Genomic DNA, 19898 nt, shown 5'->3' on the forward strand with positions numbered 1-19898 from the left:
CTCAGTGCTCCGTGCCCAGGTAGGCGGCCATCACCGCGGGGCTGGCCTGCACCTCGTCGGGCGTGCCCTCGATCAGCTTGGTGCCGAACTCCATCACGACGATGCGATCGGTCAGGCCCATGACGAACTCCATGTCGTGCTCGACCAGCAGGATGCTCATGCCTTCGCGCTTCAACTGGCGCAACACCTCGGCCAGCGCCTGCTTCTCCTTCAGGCGCAGGCCGGCGGCCGGCTCGTCGAGCAGCAGCAGCGCCGGATCGCTGCACAGCGCGCGGGCGATCTCCATCAGGCGCTGCGGGCCCAGCGCCAGGTTGCCGGCCAGCTCGTGCATCTGGGCAGCCATGCCGATGCGCTCCAGTTGCACCTCGGCTTCGGCGAACAGGCGCAGCTCCTCGGCACGGTCCAGGCGCAGCATCGCGCGCGCGGTGCCGCTCGATCCGCGCAGGTAGCTACCCAGCGTGACGTTCTCCAGCACCGTCATGTCCGCGATCATCTTCACGTGCTGGAAGGTGCGCGACATGCCGCGCCGTGCGATCTCGCGCGAGGGCAGCCCGCTGACCCGGCCACCGCGGAAGCTCACCGCCCCGCGCGTCAGCGACAGCACGCCGGAGACGAGGTTGAAGGTCGTCGACTTGCCGGCGCCGTTGGGTCCGATCAGGCCGACGATCTCGCCGGCACGGATCTGGAAGGACACGTCGTTGACGGCCACCAGCCCGCCGAACTCCTTGCGCACCTTGTCGACGTCCAGCAGCAACTCGCCCGGCTGCGGCTTCGCGCCCGCACTCAAGCGCTCGGCCGTGCTGCGCGCACGCGGCGCCGCCGGGAAGCGACTCGCCACATAGGGCCACAGGCCCTTCGGCGCGTACTTGATGATCAGCACCAGCACGATGCCCAGCACGATGATCTCGTAGTTGCCGCTGCCGCCCAGCAGCGCCGGCAGTAGCTCCTTCAACTGGTCTTCGATCACCTTGAAGACGGCCGCACCGACGAAGGCGCCGCCGACGGTGCCGACCCCGCCGACCACCGCCATGAACAGGTACTCGATGCCCATCTTCAGGCCGAAGGGGCTCGGATTGACCGTGCGCTGCACATGCGCGAACAGCCAGCCGGAGATGCAGGCCAGCATCGCCGCGACGACGAAGATGATGACCTTGTAGCGGAAGGTCGAGACGCCCATCGCCTCGGCCATCGTCGTCGCGCCGTTCAGCGCGCGGATCGCGCGGCCGGGGCGCGAGTCGAGCAGATTGCGAACGCCCAGCGCCGCCAGCACGGCGATCGCCCAGATCAGCAGGTAGATGCCACGGCCCTCGCGCAGGCTGAAGCCGAAGATCGACAGCGCCGGCACGCCCAGCAGGCCGTCGTACTTGCCGAGGAACTCCATGTTCGCCATCGTGAAGTTCAGGCTCAGCGCCCAGCAGATCGTCGCCAGCGGCAGGTAGTGGCCGGACATGCGCAGGGTCAGCAGCGCCAGCACCAGCGCGACGACGACGGTGACCGCGAGCCCGACGACGAGCCCCAGCCACGGCGAGAGGCCGTAGCGCGTCGTCAGCAGCGCCGTCGCATAGGCGCCGATGCCGACGAAAGCGGCCTGGCCGAAGGAGGTGAGCCCGCCGATGCCGGTCAGCAGCACCAGCCCCAGCGCGACCAGCGAGAACATCCCGATGTAGTTCAGCTGCGTGATCCAGAACTCCGGCACCGGCAGCGCCGGCAGCGCGAACAGCAGGATCAGGACCGCCACGAGAAGCGCGCGCCTCATGTCAGTGCTCCTCCTGGTGCGGATCGCGCAAGGACCGCCACAGCAGCACCGGCAGGATGAAGGTGAACACGATCACCTCCTTGAACGAGCTGGCCCAGAAGGAGCTGAACGATTCCAGCAGGCCCACCAGCACCGCGCCCAGCGCCGCACCGGGATAGCTCGCCAGGCCCGCGAACACCGCGGCGACGAAGCCCTTCAACCCGATCAGAAAGCCGCTGTCGTAGAAGATCGTCGTCGTCGGGCTGATCAGCACACCGGACAGCGCGCCGATGAAGGCCGCCATCGTGAACGAGAGCTTGCCCGCCGCCGTGCTGGAGATGCCCATCAGCCGCGCGCCGAGCCGGTTCACCGCCGTGGCGCGCAGCGCCTTGCCGTACAGGCTCTTCTCGAAGAACAGCCACAGGCAGACGATCAGCGCGATCGAGGCCAGCAGGATGATGATGGTCTGGCCCGAGAAGAACAGCGGCCCGGCGTTGAAGCTGGCGTCCCAGAAGCTCGGATTGCGCGAACCCTCGGCACCGAAGAACACGAGGCCCAGGCCCGTCAGCGCGAAATGCACGCCGACCGAGATGATCAGCAGCACCAGCACCGAGGCATCGGCCAGCGACTGGTAGGCCAGCCGGTAGACCAGCGGGCCGATCGCCGTGACGATGGCCAAGGTCAGCAGCACCTGCAGCAGCAGCGGTAACTGCCGCGGCCCGGCCCACAGCGCGACGAGGCCGATCAGCACCGGCGCGACCGCCGCGCCGAGCACGCGCTTGAGCACGCGCACGACCGGCAGGCCTTCGCGCAGGCCCGTCACCGTGTCGAGCACCGCGACGATCAGCGCCAACACGAGCAGGAAGGGCGCAGTCATCGGCGTCTTGCCCAGTTGCAGGCTCGCCAAGGTCAGCGCGGCGAAGGCGACGAACTCGCCCTGCGGAATGAAGATCACCCGCGTGACCGCGAAGACCAGCACGGTGGCCAGCGCCAGCAGCGCGTAAACGGCGCCGTTGGTCACGCCATCGAGCATCAGGATGCTCGCGATTGAAAAGTCCATCTCTCTCTGTCTCGCTCCGTCTTGTGCGGCGACTCTACACTGCGCACCCAACCGAGCCTTACGCCACGATGCCAGGACTTTCCCCGCTGCTGCAGATCGAAGGCGCCCATGCGCGCATCACGCTGCGCCGCCCGCGCCTGGCGAACCGGCTGGAAATTTCCGACCTGCAAGCGCTGCGCGAGCAGCTCGCCGAGGTGAACGCCGCCGAGGCCGTGCGGGTGCTCGTGCTGGCGGCCGAGGGCAAGCATTTCTGCAGCGGCTTCAACATCGGCGCGGTGCCCGGCGTCGATGCCGGCGCGCTGTTCGAGCAGCTCGCCAACGACTGGGAGGCCGCTCGGCCGGTGACCATCGCGGCGATCCACGGCGGCGTCTACGGCGGTGCCACCGACCTCGCGCTGGCCAGCGACTTCCGCCTGGGCATGCCCGGCTGCGAGATGTTCGTGCCGGCCGCACGGCTGGGCCTGCACTTCTACCGCGGCGGGCTCGAACGCTACGTCACGCGCCTGGGCCCCGGCTGGGCCAAGCGCGTGCTGCTGGCCTGCGAGACGCTCGATGCCGATGCGATGCTGCAGAGCGGCTTCCTCGATCGCCTGTTGCCTGATACGGCGGCACTGGAAGCCGCCGTCGAGCAGTTGCGCGATCAACTGCTCGCGATGGCACCGCTGGCGCTGCTGGGCATGAAGAAGCACCTGAACGCGATCGCCCGCGGCGCGCTGGACGTGGCTGCGCTGGAGACCGATCTGGCCATTTCGCGCGACTCGGCGGACCTCGCCGAAGGCGTTGCCGCCTGGGCCGAAAAGCGTCCGCCGCGCTTCGTCGGACGCTGATTGAAACGGGGCGAATTGCCCCGATCTGACGGCTCGGGGCTTTGCCTAGGACGGGTTCGTTCGGATATGAGCGAAAATAGACGGGCCGCCAGCCGGCGCGCCGCCGTCCTCCCCGGGTGGCAAGCAGTTTTCTCACCAAACCAAAGATCAGGACCAGCGTGGCCAAGGACAGTACTAAAACGACCATCGAAGCAGATGGTCTGCGCTACCGCTCTAAAGCGCCCGGCTCGCCCTTCGCGGCGACCTCTTCCTTCGGCGCGGCGACCATGTCGTGCTTCCTGTGCGGCAAGCATCGCCCACGCGCGATGCTCAAGTCGAAGAAGTTGCTGGGCAAGTCCCAGCCCGTCTGCTCGCCCAGCTGCAAGGAGCTGGAGGAGCAACTCAGCAACAAGAGCTGATTCCGCTCCTTCGCACTCTGGCCCGCCTCAGGCTAGCCTGAAGCAACGCCCGCATACCGCACGGTAGCGGGCGTTGTCGCCTATCTCGATCTGCGCGCCCTCGGTGACCTTCTGGTTCCTGGCATCGATGCGCATGTTCATCGTCGCCTTGCGGCCGCATTCGCAGATCGTTTTCATCTCGTCCAGCTCGTCGGCCAGCCCCAGCAGCGCCGCCGAACCGGGGAACAGCTCGCCCCGGAAGTCCGTGCGCAGGCCATAGCAGATCGACGGCAGGTCGTGCACGTGCGCCAGCTCGTGCAGCGCCCAGACCTGGGCCGAGGTCAGGAACTGCGCCTCGTCGATCAGCACGCAGGCCAGGCCCGCATCGACCGTCAGCAGCGCGCGGAAGTCGGTCGCCCCGTTGAACTCCTCCGCCGGACGCTGCGGCCCCAGCCGCGAGGTGATCATGCCGCGCCCGTAGCGGTCGTCGACCTCCGCCGTGAAGAGGCGAACGCGGTGGCCGCGCTCCTCGTAGTTGTGCGCCACCTGTAACAGGGCAGTCGATTTGCCGGCATTCATTGCCGCGTAGCGAAAAAAGAGCTTGGCCATCGGTGAATTGTCCCCCGTGAACACGGGCTCCTCCGTCGCCGAAAGACCGAAACCGAGGGCAAGCGAGCAGAGGCATCGTCACACTCGCGGCCTAACATGGTTCAGGAGGGAAGTAGCAACCCCAGGCTGCCATCACCAACCCGGTGTCAGGCAGCCGGCCTCGCGAACCTGCATATCCAGCCATGAGCAAAGACACCTTCACCAGCGTCAGCACCGACGGATTGCGCTACGAATCCAAGGTGGGCGGTTCCCCCTTCCTCGGCAGCGGCCACACCCGCTCCTGCTTCAAGTGCGGCAAGCACCGTCCACCCAGCAGCCTGCAATCGATGCGCGTTCTCGGCCGCACCGAGGTGGTCTGCAAGCCCTCCTGCAACACCCCGGTGAAGTAAACGCCTGCCGCCTCAGCCGGCGGCCAATCTGGGAAACAGCACGCTGACGCGCAGACCCGCCCCGCCGGGACCGCTGTCCAGCGCCAGCGTTGCCTGCATCAGCTGCGCATAGCGGTCGACGATGGACAGGCCCAGGCCCGCGCCGAGGCCCAGGCGCTGGTTGTCCGACCCCTGCTTCCAGCGCAGAAGCAGCGCGGTGCGCTGGCCCGGCTCGATGCCGGGGCCGTTGTCGGTCACGCTCAGGCGCACACCATCGGCCTCTTCGCTCAGGTCCACGCTCAGAGTCGCCCGGCCTTCGTTCGGCTTGCCGTAGCGCAGGGCGTTGTCGAGCAGGTTGGACAGCAAGCCCTCCAGCAGGCCCGGATCGGCCATGACGCGCAGCGGCGCATCGAGCCCGCTGGCGCCGAGCTCGACGCCGGCCCGATCGGCGCGCGCGAGGAACTGCAGCACCACGTCCCGCGCCAGCTCGCCCAGGGCGACCGGCTGCAGCATGCGGCTGTTCTGCGCCTCGTCCGCCAGCGCCAGCGCCAGCAACTGGTCCACTAGGCGGCTGGCGCGCAACTGCCCCTGCAGCACCGCTTGCAACTGCTCGCGCCAGCGCGCCGGGTCGTCCTGCGCCAGGCCGTACTCGGCCGCAGCACGCAAGCCGGCCAGCGGCGTGCGCAGCTCGTGCGCCACCGTGCCGGCGAACTCGCGCTGCGCGCGCACGCCCTCGTCGATGCGCCCGAGCAGGCGGTTGACCGAGCCGGCCAGGCCATCCACCTCGCGGGTACGCGCCCGCTCGCCGGCCATCGGCGGCAGTGGTGTCAGATCCGCCGCGTCGCGGCGCTCGACGCTGGCCTGCAGCGCCTGCAGCGGTGCGAGGTCGCGGCGGATGCCCTGCTGCAGCCACACGGCCAGCACGGCGAGCAGCACCAGCTGCGGCAGCGCCGCGTACACGATCAGCTGGTTCAGCAGCGCCTGGCGGCTGTGCGTCGTCTGCGCCACGATGATCCGCAGCGGCACCGGCGTCGAACGCGCCAGCATGACGCCGCGCAGCGGCACGCCATGGCGCTGCATCGACATGAAATGAGCCTCGCCTTCCCCTTCGCCCCCGGCGTCATCGTTGACGGCCGGATGGTCCAGCCCCGGCTCGCCGGCCAGCAGCCGGCCGTTGGGATAGAGGATCGAGAAGTACTGGGTTTCCTGCTGGTCGTACAGCACCGTGTTGAGGTCCGCCGGCGACAGGTCCAGCACCGCCTCGCGGCCCTGCATCTTGATCCGCGAGGCCAGCAGGTAGGCGTCGCTGAGGATGGCGCGGTCGAAGGCGCGCTCGGTGAAATAGTGCGCCACGCCCACGATGATGGCCGTGCCGAGCAGCCAGGTCAGCAGCAGCGGCGCCAGCACGTTGCGCAGCAGGCGTGCGCGCAGGGACGGTGGCGATGGCGGCACCGATGGCGGCAACGGCGCCGCCGCGTCGGTCAAGCCTGGATCTCCAACACGTAGCCGAGGCCGCGCAGGGTACGGATGCCCGCGCCGCTGCCCGACAGCTTCTTGCGCAGCCGCGAGATGAAGGCCTCCAGCGCATTGGCGCCGAGCGCTTCGTCGAAGTCCGAGAGCTTGTTGGACAGGCTGGTCTTGCTGACGACGCGGCCGGGCGGCGACATCAGCTCCCACAGCACCTCGAACTCACGCGCCGGCAGGTCCAGCGGATCGTTGCCGATGAAGGCGCGGCGGGCACGGCGGTCCAGCAGCAAGGCGCCGACGCGGGCCTGGTCCGTCAGGTCGAGCCGGCGGCGCACCAGCGCGCGCAGCCGCGCCTCGACCTCGGCGAGATCGAAGGGCTTGCCGAGGTAGTCGTCGGCGCCGGCATCGAGCCCGGCGATGCGCTCCTCGGTGCGGTTGCGCGCGGTGAGGACCAGCACCGGCGTGCGGTCGCCGCGGGCGCGCGCCTCGCGCAGCGCCTTCAGCCCGCTGCCATCGGGCAGGCTCAGGTCCAGCAGCACCGCATCGAACTCCTGGACACGCCAGAAGTGCTCGGCCTGGGCGAGGTTGGACGCCACGTCCACATGATGATTCGCCTCGCTGAGGCTGCGCCGCATGGTCTGGCTCAGCAGGGCGTCGTCTTCGACAACAAGGATTCGCATGGGCGCGAACTTACCGCATTTCGGCTGACGGGAAGGCAACGAATATGAGCCCGAGCCGATCGACGCCGGGTCAGGCCTTCGTCAGCCTTTACACACTTTTGAGGATCATCAGGCCCTTCAGGTACTCGCCCTCGGGGAAACGGATGGTCTGCGGATGATCGGGCGCCGCGCCGACACGGTCGACGATGAAGCCGTCGACGCCGGCATCCAGACCGGCACCCGCCACGATCTTGTGGAACAGCTCCGGCCCGACGCCGCCCGAGCACGAAAAGGTGAACAGCACGCCGCCCGGCGCCAGCAGCATCAGGCCCAGGCGGTTGATGTCCTTGTAGGCACGGGCCGCGCGCTCGGCATGCGCGGCAGTCGGGGCGAACTTGGGCGGGTCCAGCACGATAGCGTCGAACTGACGACCTTCCTGCAGGAATCGGCGCAAGGTCGCATTGACGTCGGCATCCATCGCGCGATGCCGCGCCGGCTCGAAACCGTTCAGCGCGACATGCGCTTCCGCGCGGGCCAGCGCCGGCGCCGAGGAGTCCACGCTGATGACCTCCTCCGCCCCGCCGGCCAGCGCGGCGACCGAGAAGCCACCGGTGTAGCTGTAGCAGTTCAGCATCGTCTTGCAGCCGTAGTGGCGCACGGCCTCGGCGAAGCGCTTGCGGTTGTCGCGCTGGTCGAGGTAATAGCCGGTCTTGTGGCCCTCGGCCACGTCCATCGACAGGCGCCACTCGTGCTCGCGGATCGTCAGCTCGGTGGTGCCCTCGCCGGCCAGCCAGCCGGTGCTCTCGGGCAGGCCTTCGAGGCCGCGCGAGCTGGCGTCCGAGCGCTCGTACAGGCGCGTCAGGCCGGTCTGGGCCAGCAGCGCCGGCACGATGGCCTTTTTCCAGCGCTCGACGCCGGCGGCGCCGAACTGCGCGACCAGCGTGTCGGCATAGCGATCGACGATCAGGCCAGGCAGGCCATCGGCTTCGCCGTGGATCAGCCGCACCGCGTCGGACGCGATCGGCAGCCGGGCACGCACGGCAAGGGCCCGGGCGATGCGGCGCTCGAAGAAGGCCGCGTCGATGCGCTCGGCCTCATCGAAGCTCCAGATCCGCACGCGGATCAGCGACTGCGGGCTGAATGCGCCCCAGCCGAGGAAGACGCCCTCGGCCGATTCGACGCGCACCGTTTCGCCGAGGTCGGCGCCGCCGCGGGCGACTGAGCCCTCGAAGACCCAGGGGTGCTGGCGCTGCAGCGAGCGTTCCTTGCCGGCGCGGATGACGATCTTTTTCATCGACTTACTGGCCCCGTGCAAGCGTGCCGAAGGCGTAGCCCAGCGACAGGTTGATCATCGGCGAGGACTGCTGGTCGGCGCCGCGCAAGGTGCGCCAGTCGCCGACGCCCAGGCGCAGGCGCAGGCGGTCGGCTTCCAGCTGGGCCCAGGCCTCGGCCTGGCCGATCGCGCCGCCGCCCACCGCCACGCCGCCACCGCCGCCGGCGCCCACCAGCGCCTCGGCGCCGAAGCGCAATTGCTGGCCGGCAAAGGCATAGGCCCGCGTCTGCAGGCCCAGGCCGAACAGGCCGAAGGAATAGGCGCCCGCATGGCCGATGGCCGCGCTGCCGGCATGGGCCACGCCGTAGACGTTCGAGCTCAGCTCGCGCGTCATCAGCAGGGCCAGCTCAGTGACGGGCGCGCTGCTGCCGTCCTTGAAGCGGACGTGCTGCAGGTGCTGCGCGCTCATCATCAGCTGCTGGGTGAGCACGGTGCCGGTGTTCTGGCTCTCCGGCGCGAACGGCGAGGGCAACTGATCCAGCGGCAGGCCCAGGCCGAGGCGCAGGAAGGGCGCGCTGAAGTGTCCGGAGAAGGAACGCGTCAGCCCCGCGTCGAGATGCAGTGAAGCACCCCAGGGCGTCTGCCAGCGCACGCTCGGGCCGACGCTGGCGATCCAGCCATTGCCGGTGTCGATATTGCCGCCACCGCCCAGGCCGATGCCCAGCTCGGCACCGGCGCGCAGGCCGGTGTTGCCGAGCGGCCAGTCCTGGCCGGCCTTCAGCAGCAGCTGCATGTAGCCGTCGGAGCCACCCTGGGCTGCGCCGGCAGCCTCGGCCGCCCACCAGCTGCCGTCGGCGATGTACTGGCGCAGGTCGGCGCCGGCCGTGCCGAGCTTGCCGGTCATCGGCGCGCCGCTGCGGTTGCGCGAGCTGCCGCTGGGCTTGTAGGCGCCGCCGAACAGCACCACCTCGTCGAAGCCGAAGCCGCTGCGCGCGCTGCCGGCGCCGGGGCGGCCGGAGTCCTGCGGCGAGAAGCTGCCGAAATCCTGCGCCTTGCCGATCACGAACCCGAGGCTGCTGCTGCGTACATTGCCGCTGGGGAAGCGCACGCGCGACCAGGTGACGCCGCTGTACCAGCCGTTGTCGAACTCGTTGTGCAGCGCCAGCTCGGGCCGCAGCATCAGGCCGCCGCCGAAGCTCAGCGAGTTGGAGCTGAGGCCGCCGCCGGCGCCGGCGTAAAGGCCCGCGGAGATGTGCGCATGCGCGCCGATGCGCCAGCGCCGCTGCACGGCGAAGCCCATTGTGAAGATGCCGCCGTAATTGCCCTTGGCCGCGCCGTAGACGGCCGGGCCGACGCCCCAGTCCTCGTCCAGCGCGACGAAGTAGTTCAGGCCCAGCAGCGCCGTGTGGTCACCGGAGGGCAGGCGCACCGAGGTCCAGCTCGCCTCGATGGCGCCGGGGTGCGTCGGCCCCGGGCGCGCAAAGGGCTGCGGCTGGTCCATCGGGTCGGCCAGCGCCGGAAACACGGACAGGGCGAGGGTCAAGGACAGGCACAGGGCCGTCAGGCGGGGAATGGAAAAAGGCATGGAGCTGGAGGAATTTTCAGGCGGGGCCGCTCTTCTTCTTGGCCCGCGGATGGGCCGCATCGTAGACCTTGGCGAGATGCTGGAAGTCCAGCTGCGTGTAGACCTGGGTCGTCGTGATGTGCGCATGGCCAAGCAGCTCCTGCACGGCACGCAGGTCGCCGCTGGATTGCAGCAGGTGGGTGGCGAAGGAATGGCGCAGCATGTGCGGATGCACGTGCGCGGGCATGCCGGCAGCCAAGGCGCGCTGCTTGAGCATCTGGCGGATCTGCGGGGCCTGCAGCCGCGCGCCGCGCCGGCCGACGAACAGCGCCGCCTCGCCGGCCATGGCGAGCGCGGCGCGCCGGGCCAGCCAGGCTTCCAAGGCAGTCAGCGCCGCCTTGCCCAGCGGCACGCTGCGGCGCTTGCTGCCCTTGCCGAGCACGAAGATCTCGGCGCCAAGCAGGTCCAGCCAGCCCAGCGAGGTTGAATCGACGACGGCATCGAGACCGACCAGCTCGCCGATCCGCAGCCCGCAGCCGTAGAGCAGCTCGACGATACAGGCATCGCGGGCCTCGGTCGCCGGGTCGGCAGCGGGGGCGTGATGCTCGGCCAGTTGCATGGCATCGTCGACGCCCAGCGCCTTGGGCAGCGGCTTGCCGGCCTTGGGCGCGCGCAGGCCGTCGAACGGGTTCAGCGCGACGAGCTGCTGCCGCCCCCACCAGCGATACAGGCCGCGCCAGATCGAGAGCAGCAACGAGATGCTGCGCGGCGCCAGCTGCTGCTGGCCATGCAGGCGAGCGATCCAGCGCCGCGCCTGGTTGATCTGCAGACGCCTGGGCTCGATGCCGTCATGCTCGGCGAAGTCCTGCAACCGACGCAGGCCGTCTTCGTACAGCGCCTGCGTGCGCGGCGCCAGCTTGCGTTCGACGCGGATGAAATCGAGGTACGCGGCCAGCGGTGGTGCCAGCGGCGGCAGTTCCTTAACGGCCGCCGCTTCCATCGCCCGCCGCCGGCAGCAGCCGCGCCAGGGCCGCGCTGGCGATGTCGCCGATGCGGGCCAGGAACTCGGTGCCCATCTCGGCCGTGTAGCGCGTCGGATCGGGCGAACCCAGCACCAGCAGGCCGAAGCTCTGCTGCGCGCCGCCGTCCAGCTGGCGCGTCAGCGGGATCAGGGCCAGCGAGGCGGTCGGGCCATCCTCAGCCAGCCAGCGCGCGGCCTCGAAGCCGGAGTTGACGCCGCAGTAGGGCGAGCTGAGGCTGGCCGCGAAGCTCTTGACGTCGGCACCGACGGCCTGGGCGAACTCGGCGCCGGCATGCGCCTCGCCCACGCCCCACAGGCGCAGCCCGGCCTGCGGGATGATGAATTCATGGCGCAGCTCGCGCAGCAGCACGGCGGGCACGGCGGCAGCGTCCTGCGTCAGCATCAGCGTCGTCGTCCAGCGGTGCAGCCGGTCGGCGATGCCGACGTTCTCCTGGCCGTTGCGGATCATCTCCATGATCTTGGACTCCAGGCCCTTGATCTTGTCGCGCAGCATCTCGGCCTGGCGCTCCTGCAGCGACACCGCGCGCGCGCCGTGCGGATGGCTCAGCTGGATCGTGGCCAGCAGCTCGGCATGGCGCTCGAAGAAGCCGGGCGTGGTGGCCAGGAAATGGGCGATGTCCTGTTCGCCAATGACTGGCGTGCCAACGGGCGTTGTAGTGCTCACAGCTCGATTTCTCCCTCAAAAACAGTTGCCGCCGGGCCGGTCATCAACACCCGGGCGCCCAGGCCCTCGGTATTGCCGGCCCATTCGATGCGCAGGTCGCCGCCGCGGGTGTGCACCTCGACCGCTTCGTCCAGCCAGCCGGCGCGGATGCCGGCGACGACGGCCGCGCAGGCGCCGGTGCCGCAGGCCAGCGTCTCGCCGGCATCGCGCTCGAACACGCGCAGGCGGACCTCGCTGCGCGAGACGATCTGCATGAAGCCAACGTTGACCTTGCGCGGAAAGCGCGGGTGGCGCTCGAGCCGCGGGCCCAGCGTCTCGACCGGCGCCGCGTCCACGTCGCCGTCCACGCGCAGCACGGCGTGCGGGTTGCCCATCGACAGCACGGCTGTCTCGGCGCCCGCTTCCAGCGGCCACAGCTCGAAGCCGCCGACCGGGCGCGGGGCCAGGCCTTTCGCATCGAAGGGCACGCGATCGCGCTCGAACACCGGCGCGCCCATGTCGACGCTGACGCGGCCGTCCTCGCGCAGCCGCAGTTCCAGCAGCGCATTGACGGTCTCGACCTTGATGCTGCGCTTGTCCGACAGGCCCTTCTCGTTGACGTAGCGGACGAAGCAGCGGGCGCCGTTGCCGCAATGCTCGACCTCGTCGCCGCTGGCGCCGTTGAAGATGCGGTAGCGGAAATCGACGCCCGGAGTGGTGCTGCGCTCGATCACCAGGATCTGGTCGCAGCCGACGCCGAAGCGGCGATCGCCGAGCCGGCGGGCGCGCTCGGGCGTCAGCTCGGCGGGCAGGCCGTCCGTGGCGTCCAGCACCACGAAATCGTTGCCCGCGCCCTGCATCTTGGTGAAGCGGAATCTCATCGGGTGATTATCGCTGGGCGCCCGCATCGGACACGGGGGCGGCGCCGATGTCCAACCCGCGCGGCGACTTGTAGCGGTGATAGCCCCACAGGTACTGCCCCGGCGCATTGCGGATCATCGATTCCATCGCGCCGTTGATCACCGTGGCTGCGGCTTCCGCACCGGCCTCGGCCGGTGGCAGCTCAGGCGCCGGCATCACATGGACGGCAAAGCCCTGCCCGCCGGGCAGGCGCTCGCCCCAGATCAGCAGGAGCACGGCACCGGTCTGCTGCACCAGCCGCGCGGCCAGGGTCATCGTGTAGGCCGGCTTGCCGAAGAACGGCGCCCAGACGCCGAGGCCGTCCGGCGGCACCTGGTCCGGCAGCAGGCCGATCGTCTGGCCCTGGCGCAACGCGCGGATCATCTGCCGCACGCCGGCCAGCGAGGCCGGCGCGGTGGCCAGGCCCGGGCGGCCGCGCGAATCGTCGACGACCCGCTTCAGCCAGTCCTTGCGCGCCGGCCGGTACAGCACGGTGATCGGCGAATCGGTGCTGCAGTAGCGCTCGGCATAGGCCTGCGCGGTGATCTCGAAGCAGCCCAGGTGCGGCGTCAGGAACAGCACGCCCCGCCCCTGCGCCCGTGCGGCCTCGACGAATTCCGTCCCCTCCCAGCGCACCAGCGCGCCGAGCCGCTCGGCGGGCGGGCGCAGCCACAGCCACGGCGTCTCGGTGATCATGCACCCCGCCGCGGCGATGGCCGGGCGGCAAGCCGCCCACGGCAGGCCCGCCGCCGCCACGTTGGCGCGGAAGCGCTCGCGGTAGGTGGGCGAGCCCAGGTAGGTGAGCCAGCCCGCCAAAGCCCCCATTGCGTGAAGGATTGGCAGGGGCATTCGGGCCAGCAGGCGGAACAGAAGCAACATATCTTTCTATAATCCGGCCCATCGCCGAGTTACTGAACAACTTGCGGGGCGATTAAAAAATCCTGCTAAAGCGTTCGCCGCGGCTTCTAAAGGTTTGCACGGCAACGCCGATCAACAGCAATCCAGGAGTGTAAAAGTGGCGAACGACTTCCTCTTCACCTCGGAATCCGTTTCCGAAGGCCATCCCGACAAGGTCGCGGACCAGATTTCCGATGCGATCCTCGACGCGATCTTCACGCAAGACCCGCGCAGCCGCGTCGCCGCCGAAACGCTGACGAACACCGGCCTGGTCGTCCTCGCCGGCGAGATCACGACGAACGCGCACGTCGACTACATCCAGGTCGCCCGCGACACGATCAAGCGCATCGGCTACGACAACACCGAGTACGGCATCGACCACAAGGGCTGCGCGGTGATGGTCTGCTACGACAAGCAGAGCAACGACATCGCCCAGGGCGTGGACCACGCCAGCGACGACCACCTGAACACCGGCGCCGGTGACCAGGGTCTGATGTTCGGCTACGCCTGCGACGAGACGCCGGAACTGATGCCCGCGCCGATCTACTACGCGCACCGTCTCGTCGAGCGTCAGGCGCAACTGCGCAAGGACGGCCGCCTGCCCTTCCTGCGCCCCGACGCGAAGAGCCAGGTGACGATGCGCTACGTCGACGGCAAGCCGCACAGCATCGACACCGTCGTGCTGTCCACCCAGCACAGCCCCGACCAGAGCGAGACGCCGACCAAGATGAAGGCCAGCTTCAATGAAGCCATCATCGAGGAGATCATCAAGCCGGTGCTGCCCAAGGAGTGGCTGCAGGACACCAAGTACCTGATCAACCCGACCGGCCGCTTCGTCATCGGCGGCCCGCAGGGCGATTGCGGCCTCACCGGTCGCAAGATCATCGTCGACACCTACGGCGGCGCCTGCCCGCACGGCGGCGGCGCGTTCAGCGGCAAGGACCCGAGCAAGGTGGACCGCTCCGCGGCCTACGCGGCGCGCTACGTGGCGAAGAACATCGTCGCCGCCGGCCTCGCCCGCCAGTGCCAGATCCAGGTGGCCTACGCGATCGGCGTGGCCCGCCCGATGAACGTCACGGTCTACACCGAAGGCACCGGCGTGATCTCCGACGAGAAGCTCTCGGCCCTGGTGCAGGAGCATTTCGACCTGCGCCCGAAGGGCATCATCCAGATGCTGGACCTGCTGCGCCCGATCTACTCGAAGACCGCGGCCTATGGCCACTTCGGCCGCGAGGAGCCCGAGTTCACCTGGGAGCGGACGGACAAGGCAGCGGCGCTGCGCGCAGCGGCCGGCCTGTAAGGCCTCCGAGGCTTGGACCCCGCAGTCACCCTGCGCCCGATCACCGCGGACACGGTGGTCGCGGTCTGCCGGCTGGAGGTGAGCGAGTCGCAGAAGGGCTTCGTGGCGCCGAATGCGATCTCGCTGGCGCAGGCGCTGTTCGCGCCTGCGGCCTGGTATCGCGCGATCTATCTAGCTGAGGAGCCGGTCGGCTTCCTCATGCTGGACGATCAGTCCCTGCTGACGCCGAGGCCGCCGCATCCCGAGATCGGCCTCTGGCGTTTCATGGTCGACCGGCGCTTCCAGGGCCGGGGCATCGCACGCGCGGCGCTGCTGCAGGTCATCGAGCAGGTGCGCGAACGCCGCATCTTTGACAAGCTGTCGCTCTCCTACGTACCCGGTCCCGGCTGCCCGGAGCCTTTCTACCTGAGCCTGGGCTTCCGCCACACCGGCCGGATGGACGGCACTGAGGTGGTCCTCGAACTGCCACTTGAGCCTCCGTCTGCCAAGTAAATATCCGGATACTTCTCTACGCGAGTCCGGCGCAGGTGCGCACTGACAAGCTAGGGGGTCTCGCTGAATCGCAACACATTTCGCGGACTGCCGCCCCTAAGCTGGCTGCCCCACTCAAGGAGCAGCACATGGCAAAGGATCTCAAGGGCAAGGTTGCAGTCATCGCCGGTGGCGGCAAGAACCTCGGCGCACTGATCGCCAAGGAATTCCAGGATGCCGGCGCAACCGGCTTCCTCCTCCACTACAACAGCGCCGCCTCCAAGGCGGAGACCGAGAAAACGGCCGGCGCGCTGCGCGAAAAGGGCGCCGACGTCATCGTCTTCCAGGGCGACCTCGCCGTCGTCGCCAACACCACCTCGATGTTCGACCAGGCCAAGGCGCATTTCGGCGCGGTCCACGTCGCCATCAACACGGCCGGTGTCGTCATCAAAAAGCCGATGCTCGAAGTCACCGAGGCGGACTACAACAAGAGCTTCGACGCGAACGCGAAGGCCGCATTCTTCTTCATGCAGCAGGCCGGCCGCGTGCTGGAAGACCAGGGCAGCATCTGCACCATCGTCAGCTCTCTGCTGGCCGCCTACACGCCCTACTACAGCGTCTATCCCGGCAGCAAGGCACCGGTCGAGCACTACACGCGCGCCGCGTCCAAGGAGTTCGGCGACCGGGGCATCTCGGTCACGGCAGTAGGTCCCGGCCCGATGGATACCTCCTTCTTCTACGGCCAGGAATCGTCGGATGCGCAGGCGTATCACAAGACGGCCGCCGCGCTCAGCAAGTACTCGAAGACCGGCCTCACCGACATCGAGGACATCGCCCCGCTGGTCCGCTTCCTGGTGACCGAGGGCTGGTGGATCACCGGCCAGACGATCTTCGCCAACGGCGGCTACACGACGCGCTGAAGCCAACCACGGAGGCGCTCCACCATGAACCGCTATCAAGCCCTGCTCGACCGCCAGAAGGCCTTCTTCCTCGAGGATGCCACCAAGGGCATCGAGTGGCGGCTTGATCAGCTCGACCGGATGGAGCGCCTGCTTCGCGAGAACCAGCAGGCCTTCTGCGACGCGCTCTACGAAGACTTCCGCAAGCCTCCCTTCGAGCAGCGCTTCGAGATCACCGTGCCGCTGGGCGTGATCGACTACTACCGGCGCAACCTGGCCGAGCTGATGAAGCCGCAGCCGGTGGAGATTCCCAAGGGCCTGGAGGCCACCGGGAACCGCGGCCTGATCCTGAAGGAACCCTACGGCGTGACCCTGGTGATCGGCCCGTTCAACGCGCCGATCCTGCTGCTGCTGGACCCCGCCATCGCGGCGCTGGCCGCGGGCAACACGGTGGTGCTGAAACCGGCCAACACGACGCCGCGCGTGGCCGCGCTGTTCCAGCAGCTGGTGCCGCTCTACTTTGAGCCAGAGGCGGTCAGCATCGTCACCGGCGGGCGTGAGGAAATCAGCGCGCTGCTGGAGCTGCCCTGGGACTTCATATTCTTCACCGGCAGCACGGCCGTGGCCAAGGTCGTCATGCGGGCCGCGGCGGAACACCTGACACCGATGGTGCTGGAGCTGGGCGGCCAGAACCCGACCGTCGTCGACGCCACGGCCAACCTCGACATCGCGGTGGACCGCATCGCCTGGGGCCACAACGCGATCTCCGGCCAATGGTGCATCGCGCCGGGCTACGTCTATGTGCACCGCTCGATCGCGGATGAGTTCATCGCCCGCCTGAAGCGCTCGCTGGTGGCGATGTACGGCGAGGACCCGAGCCAGAGCCCCGACTTCGCTCGCATGATCTCGACGCACGACGCCGAGCGCGTGGCCTCCTACATCCTGCCGGAGAAGGTGGTGCACGGCGGGCGCTTCGACGTGCCGGGCCGCTACGTGGAGCCCACCGTGCTCTACCCGAGCAGTTGGGACGATCCCGCGATGCAGCAGGAGATCTTCGGCCCGGTGCTGCCCGTGCTGCCCTACGACGACCTGAAGGACGTGGTCGAGACGATCAAGCGAAAGCCGAAGTCGCTGGCCGCCTACATCTTCAGCAAGGACCAGGCGGCGATTGACTATTTCCTCGGCAGCGTCTCCTTCGGCGGCGGCTGCGCGAACCAGACCAACCTGCACTGCTGGATCGACAGCCTGCCCTTCGGCGGCGTCGGCAGCTCCGGCATGGGCAAGTACTACGGCAAGGCCGGCTTCGATGCCTTGTCCAACACCAAGGCGATGCTGATCGGCAACCCCGACGTGCCGCTGGACGTCTTCCCGCCCTATGCCGGCAAGGACATCGACGCTACGCTGCGCCTGTTCGGCTGAGCCCCTCTTCTCCCCACGCGACCACTCTCACCATGCACATCCTCATCGTCCTGATCGCCGGCGTCGTCCAGCTCGCCGTGTTCCTGATGTTCGGCTGGCACTGGGGCGTGGGCATGGCGCTGGCCGCCAAGGTCTTCATCCCCGTCTGGCTGCTCATCGCCGCGCTCAATATGTGGGTGGGCGTCGCGCACGCCGGCTACAGCGTGAAGGACGAGCTGCCGATCCTGCTGCTCAACTTCGCCGTGCCGGCAGTGATCGCCGCGCTGGCAGCGTGGCGGCTGGCGCCGTCGGTCTGACCGACAACGCCGAACCGCCCGGCATCACATCACCAGATCTGCACGCGCACGTCGTCGCCGCGCACCATCGCGTCGCCCGCCTTGCATGAGAAGGCCTTCGCGAAGGCCGGCATGTTCGACGGCGAGGCCGAGGCACGGAATCCGGCGGGCGCGTGCGGGTCGGTGTTCAGCCGCACCAGCTGCGCCTGGTCGCGGATGCTGCCGGCCCAGACGGTGGCGAAGCTCATGAAGAAACGCTGCTCGCGGCTGAAGCCGTCGATCTTCGGATCGGGCTTGCCGCCGTCGGCCTTCTGCAGCGCGTCGAACGAGACGTTCAGGCCGCCCAGGTCGGCGATGTTCTCGCCCAGGGTCAGCTTGCCGTTGGCCTTCTTGTCGGGGAAGGCGGCCAGCGGCGCGTAGCTGCTGGCCTGGTCGATCAGGCGCTGCGCGCGCGCGTCGAAGCGCTCGCGGTCGTCCTTGGTCCACCAGTTGCGGTTGTTGCCCTGGCCGTCGAACTGGCTGCCCTTGTCGTCGAAGCCGTGCAACGCCTCGTGGCCGATCACGGCGCCGATGCCGCCGTAGTTCAGCGCGTCGTCGCCCTTGGCGTAGAAGAACGGCGGCTGCAGGATCGCGGCGGGGAAGTTGATCGTGTTGGTGCTCGGGCTGTAGTAGGCGTTGACCGTCTGCGGCGTCATGCTCCACTCGTAGCGGTCGGTGGCCTTGCCGATCTTGGCGAGGTTGTAGCGGTAGTTGAAGGTCCGCGCGGCGCGCAGGTTGCCGAAGTAGTCGTTGCCCTTGACGCTGAGGCCGCTCCAGTCGCGCCAGTTGTCCGGGTAGCCGATCTTGGGCAGGAAGGTGCTCCACTTCTCCAGCGCCTTCGTCTTCGTCTCGGCCGTCATCCAGTCAAGCTTCTCGATGCGCTCCTTCAGCGCGGCGCGGACGTTGTCCACCAGCACCTGCGCGCGGGCCTTGGCCTCGGGCGGGAAGTAGTCCTTCACGTAGAGCTGGCCGAGCGCCTGGCCCATGCCGCCGTTGACGGCGCCGAGCGCCCGCTTCCAGCGCGCGGCCATCTCGGGCTGGCCCTTCAGGGTCTTGTCGTAGAAGGCGAAGTTCTCTTCCTGGAAGGCCTTGGACAGTCCACTGGACGCGTTGTCGATCGTGTGCAGTGCCAGGTAGTCGCGCCACTGCTCGACCGGCACGTCCACCAGCATCGCGTCGAAATTGGCGAAGAATTTCGGCTGCGACAACGAGAAGCTGCCACCGACATCCACCCCCAGCGCCTTGAAGTAGGCCGCCCAGTCGAAGTGCGGCGTCACCTTGTTGGCTTCGGCGATCGTCATCATGTTGTACTGGTTCTCGGGCGTGCGCAGCTCCACCGGCAGCAGCGAGTTGGCGGCCAGCCGCGTCTCGAAGGCCAGCACGTTCTCGGCCTTGGCCTTGGCGGCCTCGGGCGCCACGCCGGTCAGCTCGAACAGCTTGGCCGCGTGGGCCACGTAGGCGGCGCGCTTGTCCTTGTATTCGTCCTTCGAGTAGTACTCGGGCGAGGGCAGGTTCAGGCCGCCCTGGTGGGCGAAGCCGACCTGCTTCTGCGCGTTCTTGAAGTCGGCGCCGGCGCCGAAGTAGAAGCCGAGGCCGTTGCCGCTGGCGTGGTTCTGGCGCAGCCAGGCGGCGATGTCTTCCGGCTTCTTCAGCGCGGCGATCGATGCCAGTTCGGGCTTGATCGGCTCGAAGCCGGCGCGCTCGATCGCGGCCTCGTCCATCGCGGCGCGGTAGAACCAGCCGATCTTCTGCTCGATGGAGCCGGCCTGCGCCTTGTCGGCGCCCTTGTCGGCGTTCTCGACCAGGCTGCGCTGCGCGTTCAGGCTCTCTTCGGCCAGCTTGTCGAAGGCGCCCCAGCGGGTCTTGTCGGACGGCAGCGGGTTCGCGGCGACCCAGCGGTTGTTGACATAGCCGTTGAAGTCGGCGCAGGGCGAGACGCTGGTGTCGACGTCGGGCTTGAAGACCTGCGCCTGGGCGCCCTGCGCGAGGGCGGCTGCGGCGGCGAGGGCCAGGAGGGTGCGGGGGAAAGCCATGGCGAACCTGCGGTTGGAATGATGAAAGCGCGCACCTTAAA

General features: G+C 68.7%; 20 protein-coding genes. 8 read left to right on the plus strand and 12 right to left on the minus strand.

Going from position 1 to position 19898, the window contains the following annotated elements; genetic code table 11:
• Nucleotide 1: 1 nt before the first annotated feature.
• Together SNE35_RS03830 and SNE35_RS03835 are read right to left on the minus strand one after the other, a co-directional pair.
• On the minus strand, nt 2-1756 hold the full coding sequence (locus SNE35_RS03830; RefSeq protein ID WP_320421515.1) for a branched-chain amino acid ABC transporter ATP-binding protein/permease: 1755 nt from the start codon (nt 1754-1756) through the stop codon (nt 2-4).
• A 1-nt stretch (nt 1757) separates the two neighbouring features.
• Nucleotides 1758-2795 (minus strand): branched-chain amino acid ABC transporter permease, encoded by a 1038-nt coding sequence (locus SNE35_RS03835; protein ID WP_320421516.1) that lies wholly within the window; start codon nt 2793-2795, stop codon nt 1758-1760.
• Nucleotides 2796-2863: 68 nt separating this feature from the next.
• Here SNE35_RS03835 and SNE35_RS03840 point away from each other — a divergent pair, with 68 nt between their 5' ends.
• The gene (locus SNE35_RS03840) at nt 2864-3622 is read left to right on the plus strand and encodes an enoyl-CoA hydratase/isomerase family protein (RefSeq protein WP_320421517.1); all 759 of its coding nucleotides are present in this window, start codon (nt 2864-2866) and stop codon (nt 3620-3622) included.
• A 158-nt stretch (nt 3623-3780) separates the two neighbouring features.
• Nucleotides 3781-4020, plus strand: a complete 240-nt coding sequence (locus SNE35_RS03845) for a hypothetical protein (protein WP_320421518.1) — start codon at nt 3781-3783, stop codon at nt 4018-4020.
• A 27-nt stretch (nt 4021-4047) separates the two neighbouring features.
• Here SNE35_RS03845 and SNE35_RS03850 read toward each other — a convergent pair whose 3' ends face one another.
• Nucleotides 4048-4608, minus strand: a complete 561-nt coding sequence (locus SNE35_RS03850) for a thymidine kinase (protein ID WP_320421519.1) — start codon at nt 4606-4608, stop codon at nt 4048-4050.
• 182 nt (nt 4609-4790) lie between these two features.
• Between SNE35_RS03850 and SNE35_RS03855 the strand changes: the two genes are divergently transcribed.
• Complete coding sequence (locus tag SNE35_RS03855) at nt 4791-4997, plus strand: hypothetical protein (RefSeq protein WP_320421520.1); 207 nt, start codon at nt 4791-4793, stop codon at nt 4995-4997.
• A 12-nt stretch (nt 4998-5009) separates the two neighbouring features.
• On the opposite strand, the gene SNE35_RS03860 is transcribed toward SNE35_RS03855, so the two are convergent.
• The 8 genes from SNE35_RS03860 to SNE35_RS03895 all read right to left on the minus strand — a co-directional run bounded on the left by SNE35_RS03860 (nt 5010) and on the right by SNE35_RS03895 (nt 13403).
• The gene (locus SNE35_RS03860; protein WP_320421521.1) at nt 5010-6461 is read right to left on the minus strand and encodes a sensor histidine kinase; all 1452 of its coding nucleotides are present in this window, start codon (nt 6459-6461) and stop codon (nt 5010-5012) included.
• Nucleotides 6458-7123 (minus strand): response regulator transcription factor, encoded by a 666-nt coding sequence (locus tag SNE35_RS03865; RefSeq protein WP_320421522.1) that lies wholly within the window; start codon nt 7121-7123, stop codon nt 6458-6460. Before SNE35_RS03865 ends, SNE35_RS03860 begins: the two co-directional genes overlap by 4 nt.
• 88 nt (nt 7124-7211) lie before the next feature.
• Nucleotides 7212-8396, minus strand: coding sequence for a class I SAM-dependent rRNA methyltransferase (locus SNE35_RS03870; RefSeq protein WP_320421523.1), 1185 nt, complete (start codon nt 8394-8396; stop codon nt 7212-7214).
• A gap of 4 nt (nt 8397-8400) precedes the next feature.
• The gene (locus tag SNE35_RS03875; RefSeq protein WP_320421524.1) at nt 8401-9960 is read right to left on the minus strand and encodes a hypothetical protein; all 1560 of its coding nucleotides are present in this window, start codon (nt 9958-9960) and stop codon (nt 8401-8403) included.
• 16 nt (nt 9961-9976) lie between these two features.
• Complete coding sequence (locus SNE35_RS03880) at nt 9977-10939, minus strand: tyrosine recombinase XerC (RefSeq protein WP_320421525.1); 963 nt, start codon at nt 10937-10939, stop codon at nt 9977-9979.
• Nucleotides 10920-11645, minus strand: a complete 726-nt coding sequence (locus SNE35_RS03885) for a DUF484 family protein (RefSeq protein ID WP_320421526.1) — start codon at nt 11643-11645, stop codon at nt 10920-10922. The genes SNE35_RS03880 and SNE35_RS03885 overlap by 20 nt, the downstream gene beginning before the upstream one ends.
• Nucleotides 11642-12505 carry a diaminopimelate epimerase gene (gene dapF / locus SNE35_RS03890; RefSeq protein WP_320421527.1) on the minus strand — a complete coding sequence of 288 codons (864 nt, stop codon included), beginning with the start codon at nt 12503-12505 and terminating at the stop codon, nt 11642-11644. Before dapF ends, SNE35_RS03885 begins: the two co-directional genes overlap by 4 nt.
• 7 nt (nt 12506-12512) lie before the next feature.
• The gene (locus tag SNE35_RS03895) at nt 12513-13403 is read right to left on the minus strand and encodes a lysophospholipid acyltransferase family protein (RefSeq protein WP_320421528.1); all 891 of its coding nucleotides are present in this window, start codon (nt 13401-13403) and stop codon (nt 12513-12515) included.
• A 136-nt stretch (nt 13404-13539) separates the two neighbouring features.
• Between SNE35_RS03895 and metK the strand changes: the two genes are divergently transcribed.
• From metK to SNE35_RS03920, 5 genes are all read left to right on the plus strand, one after another.
• Nucleotides 13540-14721, plus strand: a complete 1182-nt coding sequence (metK, locus tag SNE35_RS03900) for a methionine adenosyltransferase (RefSeq protein WP_320421529.1) — start codon at nt 13540-13542, stop codon at nt 14719-14721.
• 12 nt (nt 14722-14733) lie between these two features.
• Nucleotides 14734-15213: a GNAT family N-acetyltransferase gene (locus SNE35_RS03905; RefSeq protein ID WP_320421530.1), complete on the plus strand. Its 480-nt coding sequence runs from the start codon at nt 14734-14736 to the stop codon at nt 15211-15213.
• Between the two features lie 128 nt (nt 15214-15341).
• Nucleotides 15342-16112 carry an SDR family oxidoreductase gene (locus SNE35_RS03910; protein ID WP_320421531.1) on the plus strand — a complete coding sequence of 257 codons (771 nt, stop codon included), beginning with the start codon at nt 15342-15344 and terminating at the stop codon, nt 16110-16112.
• Nucleotides 16113-16136: 24 nt separating this feature from the next.
• A complete protein-coding gene (locus SNE35_RS03915; protein WP_320421532.1) occupies nt 16137-17510 on the plus strand; it encodes an aldehyde dehydrogenase family protein in 1374 nt (457 codons plus the stop codon).
• Between the two features lie 32 nt (nt 17511-17542).
• Complete coding sequence (locus SNE35_RS03920) at nt 17543-17806, plus strand: hypothetical protein (RefSeq protein ID WP_320421533.1); 264 nt, start codon at nt 17543-17545, stop codon at nt 17804-17806.
• Between the two features lie 29 nt (nt 17807-17835).
• On the opposite strand, the gene SNE35_RS03925 is transcribed toward SNE35_RS03920, so the two are convergent.
• Nucleotides 17836-19857 (minus strand): M13 family metallopeptidase, encoded by a 2022-nt coding sequence (locus SNE35_RS03925; RefSeq protein ID WP_320421534.1) that lies wholly within the window; start codon nt 19855-19857, stop codon nt 17836-17838.
• Nucleotides 19858-19898 lie beyond the last annotated feature (41 nt).

This window comes from Roseateles agri, from assembly GCF_034043675.1.
Lineage (GTDB): Bacteria > Pseudomonadota > Gammaproteobacteria > Burkholderiales > Burkholderiaceae_C > KK5.